The organism is Streptomyces sp. NPDC127098 (genome assembly GCF_042722465.1).
Taxonomy (GTDB): Bacteria; Actinomycetota; Actinomycetes; order Streptomycetales; family Streptomycetaceae; genus Streptomyces; species Streptomyces millisiae.
This window is the reverse complement of the sequence record NZ_JBHXFJ010000012.1, coordinates 91,801-108,583: the sequence shown is the minus strand read 5'-3', so window position 1 is coordinate 108,583 and position 16,783 is coordinate 91,801. Positions and strand designations below refer to the sequence as shown.

Annotated in this window: 17 protein-coding genes; 9 read left to right on the top strand and 8 right to left on the bottom strand. The window is 73.8% G+C overall.

Annotated features, from left to right (window positions below; genetic code table 11):
• Positions 1 to 303 precede the first annotated feature (303 nt).
• From ACFWI8_RS10900 to ACFWI8_RS10885, 4 genes are all read left to right on the top strand, one after another.
• On the top strand, positions 304 to 1,305 hold the full coding sequence (locus ACFWI8_RS10900; RefSeq protein WP_387088430.1) for a septum formation family protein: 1,002 nt from the start codon (positions 304 to 306) through the stop codon (positions 1,303 to 1,305).
• Positions 1,306 to 1,405: 100 nt separating this feature from the next.
• A complete protein-coding gene (gene pknB, locus ACFWI8_RS10895) occupies positions 1,406 to 3,346 on the top strand; it encodes a Stk1 family PASTA domain-containing Ser/Thr kinase (RefSeq protein WP_387088427.1) in 1,941 nt (646 codons plus the stop codon).
• 374 nt (positions 3,347 to 3,720) lie between these two features.
• Positions 3,721 to 4,521, top strand: a complete 801-nt coding sequence (locus ACFWI8_RS10890; protein ID WP_387088424.1) for a transglycosylase SLT domain-containing protein — start codon at positions 3,721 to 3,723, stop codon at positions 4,519 to 4,521.
• Between the two features lie 46 nt (positions 4,522 to 4,567).
• Positions 4,568 to 5,446: a deoxyribonuclease IV gene (locus ACFWI8_RS10885; protein ID WP_387088421.1), complete on the top strand. Its 879-nt coding sequence runs from the start codon at positions 4,568 to 4,570 to the stop codon at positions 5,444 to 5,446.
• On the opposite strand, the gene ACFWI8_RS10880 is transcribed toward ACFWI8_RS10885, so the two are convergent.
• Positions 5,443 to 6,066: a sulfite oxidase-like oxidoreductase gene (locus ACFWI8_RS10880; RefSeq protein WP_387088418.1), complete on the bottom strand. Its 624-nt coding sequence runs from the start codon at positions 6,064 to 6,066 to the stop codon at positions 5,443 to 5,445. The genes ACFWI8_RS10885 and ACFWI8_RS10880 overlap by 4 nt on opposite strands.
• Positions 6,067 to 6,255: 189 nt before the next feature.
• On the opposite strand from ACFWI8_RS10880, the gene bfr reads away from it, so the two are divergent.
• Entirely contained in the window at positions 6,256 to 6,762 is a 507-nt protein-coding gene (bfr, locus tag ACFWI8_RS10875) for a bacterioferritin (RefSeq protein WP_311604299.1), read from the top strand.
• Here bfr and ACFWI8_RS10870 read toward each other — a convergent pair.
• A complete protein-coding gene (locus tag ACFWI8_RS10870) occupies positions 6,759 to 7,043 on the bottom strand; it encodes a bacterioferritin-associated ferredoxin (protein ID WP_387088415.1) in 285 nt (94 codons plus the stop codon). The genes bfr and ACFWI8_RS10870 overlap by 4 nt on opposite strands.
• A gap of 74 nt (positions 7,044 to 7,117) precedes the next feature.
• On the bottom strand, positions 7,118 to 8,473 hold the full coding sequence (locus ACFWI8_RS10865) for a class II 3-deoxy-7-phosphoheptulonate synthase (RefSeq protein WP_387088412.1): 1,356 nt from the start codon (positions 8,471 to 8,473) through the stop codon (positions 7,118 to 7,120).
• A gap of 42 nt (positions 8,474 to 8,515) precedes the next feature.
• Here ACFWI8_RS10865 and ACFWI8_RS10860 point away from each other — a divergent pair, with 42 nt between their 5' ends.
• Together ACFWI8_RS10860 and ACFWI8_RS10855 are read left to right on the top strand one after the other, a co-directional pair.
• Positions 8,516 to 8,617, top strand: coding sequence for a trp operon leader peptide (locus tag ACFWI8_RS10860; RefSeq protein ID WP_387088410.1), 102 nt, complete (start codon positions 8,516 to 8,518; stop codon positions 8,615 to 8,617).
• Between the two features lie 112 nt (positions 8,618 to 8,729).
• Positions 8,730 to 10,613, top strand: coding sequence for an anthranilate synthase family protein (locus tag ACFWI8_RS10855; protein ID WP_387088407.1), 1,884 nt, complete (start codon positions 8,730 to 8,732; stop codon positions 10,611 to 10,613).
• A gap of 582 nt (positions 10,614 to 11,195) precedes the next feature.
• Here ACFWI8_RS10855 and ACFWI8_RS10850 read toward each other — a convergent pair.
• From ACFWI8_RS10850 to ACFWI8_RS10840, 3 genes are read right to left on the bottom strand one after another with little or no spacing between them, the layout of a single operon-like run.
• The gene (locus ACFWI8_RS10850; RefSeq protein ID WP_387088507.1) at positions 11,196 to 11,825 is read right to left on the bottom strand and encodes a response regulator; all 630 of its coding nucleotides are present in this window, start codon (positions 11,823 to 11,825) and stop codon (positions 11,196 to 11,198) included.
• A 26-nt stretch (positions 11,826 to 11,851) separates the two neighbouring features.
• Positions 11,852 to 12,967 carry a MacS family sensor histidine kinase gene (gene macS, locus ACFWI8_RS10845; RefSeq protein ID WP_387088404.1) on the bottom strand — a complete coding sequence of 372 codons (1,116 nt, stop codon included), beginning with the start codon at positions 12,965 to 12,967 and terminating at the stop codon, positions 11,852 to 11,854.
• A gap of 3 nt (positions 12,968 to 12,970) precedes the next feature.
• On the bottom strand, positions 12,971 to 13,702 hold the full coding sequence (locus ACFWI8_RS10840; RefSeq protein ID WP_387088401.1) for a lysophospholipid acyltransferase family protein: 732 nt from the start codon (positions 13,700 to 13,702) through the stop codon (positions 12,971 to 12,973).
• Positions 13,703 to 13,789: 87 nt separating this feature from the next.
• Here ACFWI8_RS10840 and ACFWI8_RS10835 point away from each other — a divergent pair, with 87 nt between their 5' ends.
• Together ACFWI8_RS10835 and ACFWI8_RS10830 are read left to right on the top strand one after the other, a co-directional pair.
• On the top strand, positions 13,790 to 14,560 hold the full coding sequence (locus tag ACFWI8_RS10835; RefSeq protein WP_387088398.1) for an alpha/beta hydrolase: 771 nt from the start codon (positions 13,790 to 13,792) through the stop codon (positions 14,558 to 14,560).
• Positions 14,557 to 15,078: a hypothetical protein gene (locus ACFWI8_RS10830; RefSeq protein WP_387088395.1), complete on the top strand. Its 522-nt coding sequence runs from the start codon at positions 14,557 to 14,559 to the stop codon at positions 15,076 to 15,078. Before ACFWI8_RS10835 ends, ACFWI8_RS10830 begins: the two co-directional genes overlap by 4 nt.
• A gap of 15 nt (positions 15,079 to 15,093) precedes the next feature.
• Here the strand turns inward: ACFWI8_RS10830 and ACFWI8_RS10825 are convergent, their stop codons facing one another.
• Together ACFWI8_RS10825 and ACFWI8_RS10820 are read right to left on the bottom strand one after the other, a co-directional pair.
• Positions 15,094 to 15,792, bottom strand: coding sequence for an endonuclease/exonuclease/phosphatase family protein (locus ACFWI8_RS10825; protein WP_387088392.1), 699 nt, complete (start codon positions 15,790 to 15,792; stop codon positions 15,094 to 15,096).
• 14 nt (positions 15,793 to 15,806) lie between these two features.
• Entirely contained in the window at positions 15,807 to 16,748 is a 942-nt protein-coding gene (locus tag ACFWI8_RS10820) for an ROK family glucokinase (RefSeq protein ID WP_387088389.1), read from the bottom strand.
• Positions 16,749 to 16,783: the final 35 nt, after the last annotated feature.

The following is a 16,783-nucleotide window of genomic DNA, read 5'->3' as shown; positions in this document are numbered from 1 at the left end:
CAGGCGCCAACGGCCCGCACGCCACAGCCGCCGCCCGGCACCGACACCACACCGCCACCACGCAGCGAACCGACCGCCACACCCGGCGACGAACCACCCGCACCCACGAAGCCGTCCCGCCCCGGTCCCGCCCCCACGCCCGGCGGCCAGCCGTACCGCACGCCGCCGGCCGTCGGGCCCTGGGCGTCTCCGACCGCCGCGTCCGGCGGCGGGTGGCCGCCCGTGGTGGGCCACGGTGGCCAACCGGTCGGGCCGTGGCCGGCCCCGCCGTACGGCGGCCAGCCGCCGCCGGCCGTGGCAGGCGTGGCGGTCGTCGCGTTGGTGTTCGCGATCGTGCTCTTTCCCGTCGGGTTGATCCTCGGCATCGTCGCGCTGGCGCGCGTCGTCGAGTCCCGGGAGCGCGGCAGGGGGCTGGCCGTCGCGGCGATCGTCGTCGCCGGGCTGCAGATCGTGGGGCTCGCGTCCCTCTTCTCCTTCGTCGCGCTCAACGACGACCGGCGGAGCGACCGGGCCGGCGTCGAGGAGGCGCGGTCCGGGCCGCCCGCCGAGGACCCCGGGCGGGAGATCTCCGTGTTCGACCTGGCGGTCGGGGACTGCTTCTCGGCGGGCGCCGGCCTCGACAGCGTCACCGACGTGACCGTGCTGTCCTGCGGCGCCCCACACGAGTCCGAGATGTTCGCCGCCTTCGACATCGACGAGTACGGCGACTTCGGCCTCACCTACCCGGGCGAGGAGGCGCTGTTCGACGTCGCCGAGGTGGGGTGCGCCGAGGCGTTGCCCGGCTATGTGCTGGACGTCTGGGCCATCCCCCTGGAGGTCAGCTGGTTCTACTACTACCCGGAGGAGGTCGGCTGGCGGTACGGCGACCGCGAGGTGCTGTGCTACCTCGGCGACGTGAACGGCGGCGAGCTGACTGGTGGTTCGCTGCGCGGGGACGAGGCGGCGCTGACGCCGAGGGCGCTGGAGTACCTGGAGGTCACCGCCGCCGTGGAGGCCCTGATCACGCGCGAGCCGCTGGAGGACGCGTCGGTGGACGAGCAGCGCGCGTGGGCGGGGCAGATGGCGGACGCGCTGGCGCGCGAGGCCGACGCGCTGGAGGCGGGCGGCTGGTACGGGGAGGCGTCCCGGCTGGTCGACGACCTGGTCGCGGCACGGCGGGAGAGCCTCGATCACTGGCGGGCGGCGGCGGACGCGACGGCGCGGGCGGACCTGGACGCGCTGGTCGAGCTCGGCTACTCGACCCTCGGGGTGGAGATCGAGGTGGAGATCCGCCGGCTGCTCGACCTCGACGTCGGTGGGTGGTGAGCCGCGCCGTCCCGCGTTCGGTCACCGTTCGGCTGCAGTCCCGCCCCGACCTCGTCGTGGGCCGGTGGTGCGGGTTGGCCGGCTCGTAAACTGACCGACCGTGGACACCACCCTTCAGGACCCGCTGATCGGGCATGTACTTGACGGCCGTTACCGCGTCGTACGGCGGATCGCGGTCGGCGGCATGGCCACGGTCTACCGGGCCGTCGACACCCGACTCGACCGGGTGCTGGCACTGAAGGTGATGCACCCCTCGCTCGCGGGGGACGCGTCGTTCACCGAGCGGTTCATCAGGGAGGCCAGATCCGTCGCCCGGCTCGACCACCCCAACGTGGTGGGCGTTCTCGACCAGGGCACGGACGGCCCGTACGTCTACCTGGCGATGGAGTACGTCGCCGGCTGCACCCTGCGGGACGTGCTGCGGGACCGCGGGGCGCTCCAGCCGCGCGCCGCGCTCGACGTGGTCGAGCCGATGCTCGCGGGGCTCGCCGCCGCGCACCGGGCCGGTCTCGTGCACCGCGACATCAAGCCGGAGAACGTGCTGATCGGCGACGACGGCCGGGTGAAGGTGGCGGACTTCGGCCTGGTGCGGGGCGCGGAGGGGCCGACCTCGGCGACCACCGGGGCGCTGCTCGGCACCGTCTCCTATCTGGCGCCCGAGCAGATCGAGAGCGGCACGGTGGACGCCCGCACCGACGTCTACGCCTGCGGGGTGCTGCTCTACGAGCTGCTGACCGGCGTCAAGCCGCACCGGGGCGACTCGCCTGCGCAGGTGCTGTTCCGGCACGTGAACCACGACGTTCCCGCGCCCTCGGCGGCGGTGCCAGGGCTGCCGGCCGCCCTCGACGAGCTGGTGGCGCGGGCCGCCTCGCGCGACCCGGAGGGCCGCCCGGCGGACGCGGCGGCGCTGCTCGGCCTGGTCAGGGCGGCCAGGGCCGGCCTGAGCGACGCGCAGCTGGACACGGCGCCGCCGTCGGTGGCGGCGGCCGACCCCGGCGAGGTGGGGCCAGAGGACCGAACCCGGATCGTGCCGCTGCCGCCCGGGGTGCGGGCGAGTGCGCCGGACGGTGCGGGCGGCGGCCTGGACGACGTGGCGCACACGGCCAGGATCGATCTCCCGCCGCTGCCGCCCGAGGAGCCTCCGGGGGTGGTCCTGCGTCGCCGGCTCTCGCGCCGTGGCCTGGTGAGCCTGGTGGTGGGCGCGCTGCTGGTGCTGGGGATCGGCGTCGGCGCCTGGTACGTCAACTCGGGCCAGTTCCTGCGGACGCCCGGGGTGCTCGGGCTCAGCCAGGAGGAGGCCGAGGAACAGCTGCGCGCGGCCGGGCTCGACGTGCGGGTCGAGGAGGACTTCTCGGAGAACGTGGACCCGGGCCACGTCGTCTCCACAGAGCCGGAGCGGGGGGCCCGTGTCCGGCGCAACGACACGGTGACCATCACCGTCTCGCAGGGCCCGCCGGTCACCGTGGTGCCGAACCTGCGGGGCATCCCGCTGGACGAGGCGCGGGAGCAGCTGGCGGACGCGCAGCTGACCGTGGGCGAGGTGGTGGAGCGGTTCTCCACCGAGGTGGCGCGGGGCTCGGTGATCGAGACCGAGCCGGACAGCGGCACCGAGCGCCGCCCCGACACGCCGGTCGACCTGGTGGTGAGCCGGGGCGAGGAGGTGTCGGTGCCGGACGTGGTGGGTCTCACCGAGAGTGCGGCGCGGCAGCGGCTCGCGGCGCTCGACCTCGAGGTCGAGATCGCGTCCGAGCGGGTGTTCTCCGGGGAGGAGGCGGGCACGGTGGCCGCCCAGGACCCGCGGGGCGGCCGGTCGGCGGCGGCCGGGGAGACGGTCACGCTGACCATCTCCAGGGGGCCGGAGATGATCGTGGTGCCCGACGTCCGGGGCATGGACGAGGACGAGGCCAGGGACACGCTCGAGGAGGCCGGTTTCGAGGTGTCGGTGCGCCGGCTCTTCTTCACCGGAACGGTCTTCAACCAGTCGGTGCACAGCGGGGACAGCGCGCCGCGCGGCTCGACCATCACCATCTGGGTGCGCTGAGAGGGTGCCCGCCGGACACGACGGGCATCACTCATAAAATCACACCAAATCCGGGCATCCTTCTCCTTATTCGCCTTTGCCGCAGCGAAATACCGGCAATCGTGTGATGCCGCTCACAGGACGCACGTCACATACGAAAGCGCTTAGTGGATAACCCCCACGGCAATTACCCCTGCGACACGCCCGCGCAGGGGTGGGGGCATTTATCAGAAACACTACCGACGCTAGTACAAGCGGTCATTGCATTCGCTTTTTAAAGGCTGTTAACAAGTTCCTCGCAATCCCTGCGATCGCCCGCGATCCCCACGCGAGAGAACGAGGTCCCCGCAATGGCCGCTCAGCCCAGCGCTTCCCCATCAGGCAACAAGCCCCGCATGACCCGATTGCAGAGAACCACCACGACCGCGCTCGCCACCTGTGGCGCGGCCGCTCTCGCGCTGACCCTGGTGCCCGCGTCCGCCGGCGCGAACGAGGCACGGAACGTGGGCTGGAACGTGCGCGCCGACGACGTGCCGGGCCAGCGGGCCGACTCGGCCGCCCAGCCGGGCCAGGACGCCCACGAGGAGGCCCAGGCGCGCGCCGAGGCCGTACGAGCCGAGCTGGCCGAGCGCCGGGCCGAGAGCGAGCGGGTGGCCGTGGTGGACGCCGCGGACGCGGCCGCCGCCGAGCGGCAGGCCGAGGAGGAGGCCGAGGCCGAGCGCCGGGCCGCCGAGGCCCGCGCCGCCGAGGAGGAGGCCGCGAGCCGCGCCGCCGAGCGGGCCACCCAGGTCTCCGAGCCGGCGAGCGAGCCGGTCGCGGAACCGGTCGCGGAACCGGTGGCCGAGCCCGTGGCCGAGCCGACCGCCACCACCTACCCGGACAACCTGGACGGGTGGATCCGCGAGGCGCTCGACATCATGGCCGACCACGGAATTCCCGGCACCTACGACGGCCTTTACCGCAACATCATGCGGGAATCCAGCGGTAACCCGAACGCGGTGAACGACTGGGACATCAACGCGATCAACGGAACGCCGTCCATCGGCCTGCTCCAGGTCATTCAGCCGACCTTCGACACCTATCACGTCGAGGGCACGCCCTACGACCTCTACGACCCCGTCGCCAATATCGTCGCGGCCGCCAACTACGCCTGGCACCGCTACGGTTCGATCGACAACGTCAACGGCCCCTACTGATCGGGCCGATGGCGAACTCGCCACGACCGCCTGGCATTCTGGGTCGGTGAGCAGCTCTCTCCATCGCGAACGCAATCCGATCGGCGGCCACGTCCCCGTAGCCGGGGGCCTGGCCGCCGTCGGCGTTCCCTACGCCCACGCGCTCGGCGCCGAGACCCTCCAGGTCTTCGTCGCCAACCCGCGCGGCTGGGCGACGCCGCCGGGAAACCCGCGCCAGGACGAGGAGTTCCGCGTCGCCTGCGCGGACGCCGGGCTGCCCGCGTACGTGCACGCGCCGTACCTGATCAACCCCGGCTCGGCCGACGAACTCACCGCCGAGCGCTCCGTGGTGTCCCTGCGTCACTCGCTGCGCCGCGCCCGCGACATCGGCGCGCTCGGCGTCGTCGTGCACACCGGCTCGGCCACCGGCGGGCGCACCAGGGCGGTGGCCCTCGCCCAGGTACGGCGGCTGCTGCTCCCGCTGCTCGACGAGTTGACCCACCCCGACGACCCCTGGCTGCTGCTGGAGCCGACCGCGGGCCAGGGCGCCTCGCTCTGCTCGCGGATCGAGGACCTGGGTCCCTACTTCGACGTGCTCGACCGCCACCCGAGGCTCGGCGTCTGCCTCGACACCTGCCACGTCTTCGCCGCGGGACACGACCTGGCCGCGCCGGGCGGCGTCGCGGCGACCCTCGCCGAGCTGACCGAGGTCGCCGGCCCTGGGCGGCTCCGGCTGATCCATGCCAACGACTCCAAGGAGCCGGCCGGCGCGCACCGCGACCGACACGCCAACATCGGCGCCGGCCACATCGGCGCCGGGCCCTTCGCCGAGCTGCTGCGCCATCCGGCGACGGCCGGCGTGCCGCTCGTCATCGAGACGCCCGGCCGACAGCCGGGCCACGCGGCCGACGTCGCCCGCCTCAAGGCGCTACGCGCGGCAGTCTAGAGCTCGGGGCCCTCGCCGGGCTCCTCCTGGTAGGAGTACCGCTGCTCACGCCACGGGTCCCCGACGTTGTGGTAGCCGCGCTCCTCCCAGAAGCCGCGCCGGTCGGCCGTCATGTACTCCACACCACGCACCCACTTGGGGCCCTTCCAGGCGTACAGGTGCGGCACGACGAGACGCAGCGGGAAGCCGTGCTCCGCGGTGAGGAGCTCGCCGTCCCGGTGGGTGGCGAAGACGACGTCCTCCCGGTCGAAGTCGGAGAGCCGCAGGTTGGCGCTGTAGCCGTACTCCGCCCAGACCATCACGTGCGTCGTCCCGGGCGCCGGCGGCGCGAGCCGGAGGAGGGTGGCGGCCCGCACCCCGCCCCACTCCTGGCCCAGCATGCTGAACTTGGTGACGCAGTGCAGGTCGCTGACGACCGTCTCGTACGGCAGCGCGGAGAACTCCTCATGGGTCCAGCAGTGCTTGTCGCCGTCCGCGGTGGCGCCGAAGACGCGGAACTCCCAACGTTCGGGCCGGAATCGGGGCACCGGACCGTAGTGCGTGACCGGCCAGCCCCGCTGCGGTCGCTGACCGGGGGGCAGCCGCCCCGCCTCCCCCACTCGGTTGTCCGGCTGACCCATGCCTCCATGGTGACAGACCCCTCGGGACCGGCCGCACCGCCACCCCACGACCGCCGCGAAAACGGCGAGAACTGCGCAATTCGGTAAGCCTTCACTTACTGGACGGATCGCCCGCGCGGTGCCACGATGCGCGGACGGTCCGGCCGGTCTGCCGGAGACGAGCGAACGCCAGGGAAGGAGCGCGCCGCCATGCAGGGCGACCCCGAGGTCATCGAGTTCCTGAACGAACAGCTGACGGCCGAACTGACGGCCATCAACCAGTACTTCCTGCACGCCAAGATGCAGGAGAACTTCGGGTGGACCAAGCTGGCCGCCTACACGCGGGCCGAGTCGTTCGACGAGATGCGACACGCGGAGGTCCTGACCGACCGCATCATCTTCCTGGAGGGTCTGCCGAACTACCAGCGGCTCTTCCACGTGCGGGTCGGCCAGACGGTCACCGAGATGTTCCAGGCCGACCGGCAGATCGAGGTCGAGGCCATCGACCGCCTGCGGCGCGGCATCGAGGTGATGCGGGCCAAGCACGACATCACGTCGGCCAAGATCTTCGAGGCCATCCTCAAGGACGAGGAGCACCACATCGACTACCTCGACACCCAGCTCGAACTCGTCGAGAAGCTGGGCGAACCGCTCTACATCGCCCAGCAGATCAAGCAGCCGGGCAGCTCGGACGACGGGCCTGGCGAGGACCTCTAGCTCGGGTAGCCCGGGCCCGGGGCCCGGCCGGCCGCCCCCACCGCGTCGAGCGCGGCGGGGGCGACGGGGGCCTGCGGAGCGAGCGCCGCGGCCGACGGGCGGGCGCGGCCGAGTATGCACTGGATGCGCCGCACGCACGAACCGCAGTCGGTGCCGGCCTTGCACTCGGAGGCGATCTGCCGCGGCGTCACGGCACCGGCCGCGGCGCGCTCGCGCACCTGCCGCTCCGTGATGCCGAAGCACGAGCAGACGTACACCTTCAACCCTCCGAACAGCGACACAGCAAAGTGAGGTAAACCTAACCTTACCCGCTGCCCGGAGAGGGCGACACCCCGGGGTCTGTGGCTCCCGCCACCTACGCCCGGTACATCTCCGCCACCAGGAACGCGAGGTCGAGCGACTGGCTGCGGTTCAGCCGCGGGTCGCACGCCGTCTCGTACCGCTGGTGCAGGTCGTCGACGAAGATCTCGTCCCCGCCGCCCACGCACTCGGTGACGTCGTCGCCGGTCAGCTCGACATGGATGCCGCCCGGGTGGGTGCCGAGCCCCTTGTGGACCTCGAAGAAGCCCTTGACCTCGTCCAGCACGTCGTCGAAGCGCCGCGTCTTGTGGCCGGAGGCCGCCTCGAAGGTGTTGCCGTGCATCGGGTCGCAGACCCACGCCACCTGGGCGCCGGACGCCGTGACCTTCTCCACCAGCGTGGGCAGCCGGTCCCTGATCTTGTCCGCGCCCATCCGGGTGATGAACGTCAGCCGCCCCGGCTCCCGCTCCGGGTCCAGGCGGTCGATCAGCGCCAGCGCCTCCTCGGGCGACGTCGTCGGCCCCAGCTTGACGCCGATCGGGTTCCGGATGCCGGCCGCGAACGCGACGTGCGCCCCGTCGAGCTGCCGGGTCCGCTCCCCGATCCACACCATGTGGCCCGAGACGTCGTACAGCTGCCCGGTACGCGAGTCCGTCCGCGTCAGGGCGCCCTCGTAGTCGAGCAGCAGCGCCTCGTGCGAGGAGTAGAACTCCACCGAGTGGAACTCCGCCGGGTCCGCGCCGCAGGCCCGCATGAAGTTCAGCGCGTTGTCGATCTCCCGCGCCAGCGCCTCGTAGCGCCGGCCGGCCGCCGAGTTGCGCACGAAGTCCTGGTTCCAGGCGTGCACCTGGCGCAGGTCCGCGTAGCCGCCCGTGGTGAAGCCGCGCACCAGGTTCAGCGTGGAGGCCGACGCGTGGTACATCCGCCGCAGCCGCTCCGGGTCGGGCACCCGGGCCTCCTCGGTGAACTCCGCGCCGTTGACCGAGTCGCCGCGGTAGGACGGCAGCGTCACGCCGTCCCGCGTCTCCGTCGGCTTGGAACGCGGCTTGGAGTACTGGCCCGCGATCCGGCCCACCTTCACCACCGGCACCGCCGCCGCGTACTGCAGCACGGCGCTCATCTGGAGCAGCGTCTTCAGCTTCGCCCTGATCTGGTCGGCCCCGACCTGGTCGAACGCCTCGGCGCAGTCGCCACCCTGCAGCAGGAAAGCCTCACCCCGCGCCACCGCGCCCAACCGGGCGCGCAGCTGGTCGCACTCGCCGGCGAACACCAGCGGCGGATAGGACTCCAGGTCAGCGACGACGGCCCGCAGGGCGTCGGTGTCCGGGTAGTCGGGCTGCTGGGCCGCGGGAAGGTCACGCCAGGCGGGCGTGCGGTGGCTGCTGTCTGGGTTCACGCTCACGCGCTCCACATTACGGGGTGGTGTCCACCTCTTTTCGGCCCCGGCCGGGGAATGAGACGGGCCCGACACCGACCCCCCTGGTGTACAGTCCCCCACATGTTCGCGCAGCAGACCAGCTCCTGGTGGTGGACCGCTCATCCGGCGGCCCACTGATCGCGCGACACCCGAAACTCCGCGAAGGCCGCCCGAGGGGCGGCCTTCGGTGTTTCCGCGGGCCGTCCCCTCTCGATCTCCCAGCAGATCCCCGCAGAAGGGACCACCCTCCGTGCCCGACACCGCGCGCCTCCTGGCCGCCCTCCACACCGACCCCGACGCCAGCACCCCGTTCGCGCTGCTGCGCCGCCGCGCCCCGGGCCGCGACCCCGGCCTGGTCGAGCTGCTGACCGGCCCCGTCGTCGAGCTCGACCGGCTCGCCGAGCTGCCACGCCACGAGCACGCGCTCGCCCTGGTCCCCTTCCGCCAGCTCGCCGAGCGCGGCTTCGAGGTCACCGACGACGGCACCCCGCTCGCCGTGCTGCTCCCCGACACCGTGCGCGAGCTGCCGGTCGACGAGGTGCTCGCCGCCCTGCCCGACCACCATGTCGCCGTCACGGACGGCGGCTTCGACCTCGACGACGCGGCCTACGAGCGCGTGGTGGCGGACGTGGTGGAGCACGAGATCGGCGCCGGCCAGGGCGCCAACTTCGTGATCAAGCGCACCTTCACCGGGCGGATCGACGGCTTCACGCGCCGCGACGCGCTGGCCCTCTTCCGCCGGCTGCTGACCGTCGAGCGCGGCGCGTACTGGACCTTCGTGGTGCACACCGGCGACCGGGTGCTGGTCGGGGCGAGCCCCGAGGTGCACGTCCGGATGAGCGGCGACACCGTGGTGATGAACCCCATCAGCGGCACCTACCGCTACCCGGCGGCGGGCCCGAGCGTGGCCGGGCTGCTGGCGTTCCTCGACGACCGCAAGGAGACCGAGGAGCTGTCGATGGTGGTCGACGAGGAGCTGAAGATGATGTGCGCCGTCGGCGACCAGGGCGGTGTGGTCGTCGGACCCCGGCTCCGGGAGATGGCGCACCTCGCGCACACCGAGTACGAGCTCAGGGGCCGCAGCACGCTCGACGTGCGGGACGTGCTGCGGGAGACGATGTTCGCGGCCACCGTCACCGGCAGCCCGCTGGAGAACGCCTGCCGGGTGATCAACCGGCACGAGCACGGCGGCCGCGGCTACTACGCGGGGGCGCTGGCGCTGCTGACGGCGGACGGTGTGGACTCGCCGATCCTGATCAGGACCGCCGACATCGACGCGCGCGACGGCCGGCTGCGGGTAACGGTCGGCGCCACGCTGGTGCGCGGCTCCGACCCGGCCGGCGAGGTCGCCGAGACCCACGCCAAGGCGGCCGCCGTGCTCACGGCGCTCGGCGTACGCCCCGGCCGGCCGGCCGCCACCGGGACGCCGCTCCCCCGGCTCGCCGACGACCCGCGCGTACGGGCGGCGCTCGCCGCGCGGCGCGCCGGCCTGGCGCCGTTCTGGCTCCGGATGCGGGACGCCGCCGAGGCCGCGACCGCCGCCGGTCCCGACGTGCTGGTGCTCGACGCCGAGGACACGTTCACCTCGATGCTGGCCCACCTGCTGCGCTCGACCGGCGCCCACGTCACCGTCCTCCGCTACGACGCGCCCGACGCGCGGCGGCGGGCGCTCGCCCACCCAGGACCGGTCCTCCTCGGCCCCGGCCCCGGCGACCCACGCGACCAGGCCGACCCCAAGATGCGGGTGCTGCGCTCGCTCACGACCGAACTCCTCGCCGGACCGACCCCGGTGATCGGCGTCTGCCTCGGCCACGAACTGGTCGCCGCCCACCTCGGCCTCGAACTCGTCCGCAAGCGGCGCCCCTTCCAGGGCGCGCAGGAACGGATCGACCTCTTCGGCCACGAGGAGACCGTCGGCTTCTACAACTCGTACGTGGCCCACTGCGACGACGCCTCGGCGGCGGGCCTGGCCGCGCGCGGCGTCACGGTGAGCCGGGACGCGACGACGGGCGAGGTCCACGCGCTACGGGGGCCCGGCTTCGTCTCGGTGCAGTTCCACCCGGAGTCGGTTCTGACGCTGAACGGTCCGGTGATCGCCACGGCCCTGACATCCCACGCGACGGTCCGCGCGTAACGGCCTGGCGGCCAGTGCGGGGGCGCTCCGCTCGGGTGGGACGGCGACGCCGGCGTGCGGCGCGCTCGCGCTCCGCGCGGTGTTGCCCCCACCCACCCGCCCTGGACCGCGCTCCGCGCGGACGAAGGCGCGCGGCGCGCGCGACCCGGCGCTCCGCGCGGGGGCGACGGCGCAGCCGCGCCGCACGCGGTGCGTGGCCTGGAGCCGCGGCCCTCCGCGTCGGGGTCCCCACCCACCCACCCGCCCTTCTCGCGCCCCGGGCGGGGGCAGGCGCGCGTTGAGCGGCCGGGGGGCTGCGGGGGGTGCCCCGGCGCTCCGTGCGGGTGCGGGTGCGCGCCGCCGCGCTGCGCGCAGCCGGGCCGGACGCGGGTGCGCTGCCGGCAGGGCCGAGGGCCCACGGCGGCTGCGCCGCCGGGCCGCGCGGCCCGTGCCGCGCGAGGCCACCCTCCCCCAGCTAACGCTGGGAGGTGCCCCCAGGGGCGGGTGGGTGGGCGCGGCACCGCATGGCCGCCAGGCCGGCACGCGGCTGCGCCGCGCTTGGCCCGCGGGCCGCAGGCCGCGGGCCAAGCGCCCAGCGGAACCTCAGTCCAGGCCGCGTTCGATCGCGTAGCGGACCAGTTCGGCGCGGTTGTGGAGCTGGAGCTTGCCCAGCGTGTTCTGGACGTGGTTCTGGACCGTCCGGTGCGAGATCACCAGGCGTTCGGCGATCTGCCGGTAGGTGAGCCCCTTGGCGACCAGCCGCAGCACCTCCGTCTCGCGCTCCGTGAGGTGCGGGACATCGTCGGCGACGGCGGTCGAGGCCGCGGCGGCGGCCGCCAGGCGGCGGTACTCGCCGAGGACGAGGCCGGCCAGCCCTGGGGTGAAGACGGGTTCGCCGGACGCCGTGCGGCGGACCGCGTCGACCAGTTCCGCCGCGCTCGCGGACTTCACCAGGTAGCCGGTGGCACCCGCCTTCACCGCCTCCAGCACGTCCCGCTGCTCACCGCTCGCGGACAGCACGAGCACCCTGACCTCGCCCGCCAGCTGGCGGCAGACCTCGGCGCCCGGCAGCCCCGGCAGGTTGAGGTCGAGCACCAGCACGTCCGGCCGCGCGGCCCGCGCCCGGCTCACGGCCTGTGGGCCCTCGCCCGCCGTGGCGACGACCTCCATGCCGGCCTCGCCCAGGTCGCGGGCCACAGCGTCGCGCCACATCGGGTGGTCGTCGACCACCATCACCCGCACCGCGGCTGTCGACGAACTCACCGGTCCACTCCCTTCGGCACCCGCAACTCGACCTCCGTGCCCTGTCCGGGCACCGATCCCCACTCGGCGCCGCCGCCGAGGTCGCGCAGCCGCCCCCGGATGGACTGGGCCACGCCGAGGCGGCCCTCGGCCGCCGCCGCGGCGAGCCGGCCAGGGGGGATGCCGGGCCCGTCGTCCCGCACCGTGACGAGCACCGCGTCGGGCTCGTCCTCCAGCAGTATCCACGCGCTGGCGGTCGGCCCGGCGTGCCGGCGGACGTTGTCGAGGGCGGCCTCCACGGCGGCCGTCAGCTCACGCGCCGCCCGGGCCGGCAGTTCGACGGGCGTGCCGGGCCCCACCAGGGTGACGCGTTCGCCGCGTCCGGCGGCGGCCGCCAACAGCACCCCGACGTCCTCGCGTTCCGACGCCACCGGCGTGCGCGGGGGCGGGTCGGCGACCAGCGTCCGCAGCGCGCGCTCCTGTTCGCCGGCCAGCCGGCCGAGCTCCGCGGCCTCGCCGCCGAGCGCCGTGCCACGCCGCTGGACCATCGCCAGCACCTGGAGCACGCCGTCGTGGATGTCCCTGGCCAGCCGCTCGCGCTCCCTGGTGGCCGCCTCGATCCGCAGCGCCCTGGCCAGCGCCCGCTCGCTGGCCCGCGCCACCTCGACCACGTAGCCGATGGCGACGGCCGCCACGCACACCAGCACGGCGTTGTGCAGCGCCGTGCCGGAGAGGCGGCCGTCCTCGGCGAGGTTGGCGGCCCCCATGCCGACCGCCGCCGCTCCGCCCCAGCGCCAGCCGCCCTTGAGGGCGACGGCGAGCACCGGTCCCGCGACCCAGATCGACGGCAGCGTCGGACCGACCGTCGCGTGCGGGTCGGCGGCCAGGGTGAGGAGCGTGCCGCCCACCGCCATCGTCAGGTCGACGGCCAGGAACCCGGGGGTGCAGCGCTCGGCCGAGGCCACCAGGGGGGTGGTGAACAGCGTCCAGAGGGTGAGCGCGGCCAGGTAGCCGGCGCCGACCAGCGGTCGGCCGTAGTCGTCGTGGGCGAGGAGGAAGAGGCCGAGCGCGTAGGTCAGGGACAGCAGCCGGTAGCCGGTGAGCGCGCGCCACAGCGGTCGCTCCACGGACATGCGCTACTCCTTCGTCTCCCCCGGGGCCGCGTCGCCTGACTCGTCCTTGGCCGCCTCGGCCATCATCCGCTTGGCGACGGTGGCGTACATGTCCACGTACTCCTGGCCGGAGAGTTTCATGATCGCGTACATGACCTGGTCGGTCACCGAGCGGAGGATGAAGCGGTCCTCGTCCATCCCCTGGTAGCGGCTGAAGTCGAGCGGCTCGCCGATCCGGATGCCGGGCCGCATCAGCTTGGGGACGACCTTGCCCGGCGGCTGGATCTTCTCGGTGTCGATCATGGCGACGGGTATCACCGGCGCCCCGGTGGCCAGGGCTATCCGGGCCAGGCCGCCGGGCTTGCCGCGGTAGAGGCGGCCGTCGGGGGAACGCGTGCCCTCGGGGTAGATGCCGAACAGCTCGCCCCGCTCGATCACCGATATGCCGCTGCGTATCGCGGCCTCGCCGGCGGCGCGCCCGCCGGAGCGGTCCACCGGCAGCTGGCCGACGCCCTTGAAGAAGGCGGCCGTCAGCCGGCCCTTGAGCCCGGGCGAGGTGAAGTACTCGGCCTTGGCGATGAAGGTGACCTTGCGGTCGAGCACGGCCGGTAGGAAGAAGGAGTCGGAGAACGACAGGTGGTTGCTGGCGAGGATCGCCGGCCCCTCGGCGGGCACGTGTTCCCCGCCTTCCACCCAGGGGCGGAAGACCACCTTGAGTCCCGCCCCGACGGACATCTTCATCGCCCCGTACAGCACCCCGTCAACCTCCCGTGTTCTATGAGGCCGACCTTACTGGGGAATAGGGTTACTGGCGCCCTACGAGCCGAACGGAGCGAGCAGACGATGCGCCTTCTTCCCGGGGCGGAGCCCTACGCACACCACGGCTCGTCGACCGGCGTCCTGCTGTGTCACGGATTCACCGGCACCCCGCACTCCCTGCGCCCCTGGGCCGAACACCTGGCGGATCGCGGCCTGACCGTCTCGCTGCCGCTGCTGCCCGGGCACGGCACCCGCTGGCAGGACATGCGGCACACCGGCTGGGCAGACTGGTACGCGACGGTCGACCGGGAGCTGCGGGAGCTCGGGCGCCGCTGCGAGACGGTGTTCGTGTGCGGTCTCTCGATGGGCGGCGCGCTGGCGCTGCGGCTCGCGGCCCGGCACGGCGCGGCGGTGGCCGGGGTCGCCGTCGTCAATCCGGGGGTCACCTTCCCCTCCAGGGCGGGTTTCCTGCTGCCGGTGCTGCGCCATGTGGTGCCGAGCGCCAAGGGGATCGTCTCCGACATAGCGAAGGAGGGCGTCACGGAGTCCGGGTACGACCGGGTGCCGCTGCACGCGGCCCACTCGCTGCGCACGCTGCAGCGGCTGGTGCGGACCGAACTGCCGCGTGTCACCCAGCCGTTGCTGCTGATGCGCAGCGCGGAGGATCATGTGGTCGCGCCGGGGGACGCGGCGCTGGTCCGCTCCCGGGTGTCCTCGACCGACGTGACGGAGGTGCTGTTGCCGTCGAGCTTTCACGTGGCCACCCTCGACCACGACGCGGAGCGTATCTTTCAAGAGACGGACGCCTTCATCACCCGGCTTGCACCGGCTCGCGACAAGGAAGACTCTCCGTGACGGAACGTGACCAGGAGCGCGGCGACGGCCGTGATCCGATCGACGAGGAAGCCGCGTGGGCCGAGATCGTCGCCGGCTACGGCGAGGAGCCGGCCGATCCCCCTGGTGTCTGGCCGAAGGCTGGCGAGGTCGATCTGACGGACACGGTCGACCGGGTGCCGGTCGCCGAGCCCGCGGAAGGTCCTGCCGACGCCCCGGCGGGCGCCGGCCCCGCCGGGGGGCCGCTGAGCGGGCCCAGGGACTGGGAGGCAGCGGAGGACGAGGAGGAGGACCACTTCGTGCCGCCGGAGCCGCCGCCGCTGCCGGAGACGGACCTGACCACCAAGCTGGCGTGGATCGCGGTGCTCGGCGGCCCGCTGCTGCTGCTCGGGGCCGTGCTGCTGCAGCAGCGGATGACCTGGTGGCTCGTCACCCTGGGGGTGGGCGGCTTCCTGGGCGGCTTCGCCGCCCTGATCACCCGGTTGCGGGACGGCCACGACGACGACTTCACGGACCCGGGCAGCGGCGCCGTCGTCTGACCCGACCGCGTGGCCTCAGGCGGTGATCCTGGCCAGCACCGGCAGGTGGTCGGTGGCGGCCCGCAGGTCGGCCGGTGCCGGCTCCTCGGGCACGCCGCAGCCGAGCACCGTCACCGCCTGGGTGCACAGCACGGCGTCGATGCGACGCTCGGGGCCGGCCGCGGGCGAGGTGAACTCGCCGCCCTCGGGGGCGAGTTCCCAGGCGTCCCGCAGGCCGCGCGAGGCCAGCAGGCGGAACGCGGCGCCGCCCGGGTCCTCGTTGAGGTCGCCCGCCAGCACCGCGGCCGGGGCGCCGAGCGCGGCGAGCCGGTCGGCGACCAGCGGCGCGTGCCGGCGGCGCTCGGCGTCCCGCAGGCTCAGGTGGCAGCTGACCACGGCGAGCCTGGGTCCGCCGGCGAACCTGAGTACCGCGGTGGCCAGGCCCCTGCGGTGCAGGCCCGGGGTGTGGGGCAGGGTGAGGTCGCCGGCCGACTCGACGAGGACACGCGGCGCCGCCATGATCATCGGGCCGGTGGCCGAGGCGCCGCCGCTCACCAGGTAGAGGCCGGTCGCCCGCGCCAGCCGCGCCACCCGGCGCCGCCAGCCGAGGAACCGCGGGGCCTCCTGGACGCACAGCACGTCGGGGGCGCAGGCGCGGATCACCCGGGCGAGCGCCGCCGTGTCGTCGCGCATCGAGCGGATGTTGTAGCTGAGCAGTCGCACCTCGGTCGGCATGGGGCCGCCGGTGCTCAGCCCTGGCGGGCCAGGTCGGCGGCGCCCACGAGGCCCGCCCTGCCGCCGAGCTGGGCGGCGAGGACCTGGGCGTGCGGCCGGTAGCGGCCACCGACCAGCCAGCGGCGGAAGGACTTGCGGATCGGTTCGAGCACCAGGTCGCCCTCGTCCGAGACGCCGCCGCCCACGATGAAGGCGGCCGGGTCGAACAGCGAGGCGAGGTCGGCGAGGCCGGCGCCGGCCCAGCGGGCCAGCTCGCGGAAGGAGTCGACGGCGACCTTGTCGCCGCGCCTGGCCGCCGCGCTGACGTGCTTGCCCTCGATGCCCTCCGGGGTGCCGTCGCCCAGGCCGAGCAGCACCTCGGCGGCCTCCGGGGTGGCGGTGGCGCGCTGCCGCGCGTAGCGGACGAGGGCGCGCCCCGAGGCGTACTGCTCCCAGCAGCCCTGGCTGCCACAGCCGCACAGCAGCCCGTCCGGGACCACCCGGACGTGGCCGAACTCGCCGGCGACGCCGAACCGGCCACGGTAGAGCCGGCCGCCCACGATGATGCCGCCGCCGATGCCCGTGCCCAGGGTCACGCAGATGACGTCGTCGTGGCCGGCGCCCGCGCCGAACCGGTACTCGCCCCAGGCGGCGGCGTTGGCGTCGTTCTCCACGACCACGGGCATGCCGACCCGCTGCTCGACCTTGTCCTTCAGGGCCTCACGGCGCCAGTAGATGTTGGGCGCGAACAGCACGGTGGCCCGCTTGTCGTCCACGTAGCCCGCGGCGCCGATGCCCACGGCCTCGGCCGAGCTGTCGCTGCCCACGGTCTTGACGGCGTGCGCGATGGCCTCCACGACGCCCTCGGGGGTGGGCGGGGTCGGCACCTGGCAGGTGTCGAGGATGGCGCCCTGCTCGTCCACCACGCCGGCCGCGATCTTCGTCCCGCCGATGTCGACGCCGATGGTCAGTCCCATGTGTCCCTGTATCCCTCAAGTGATGTCAGTGGATC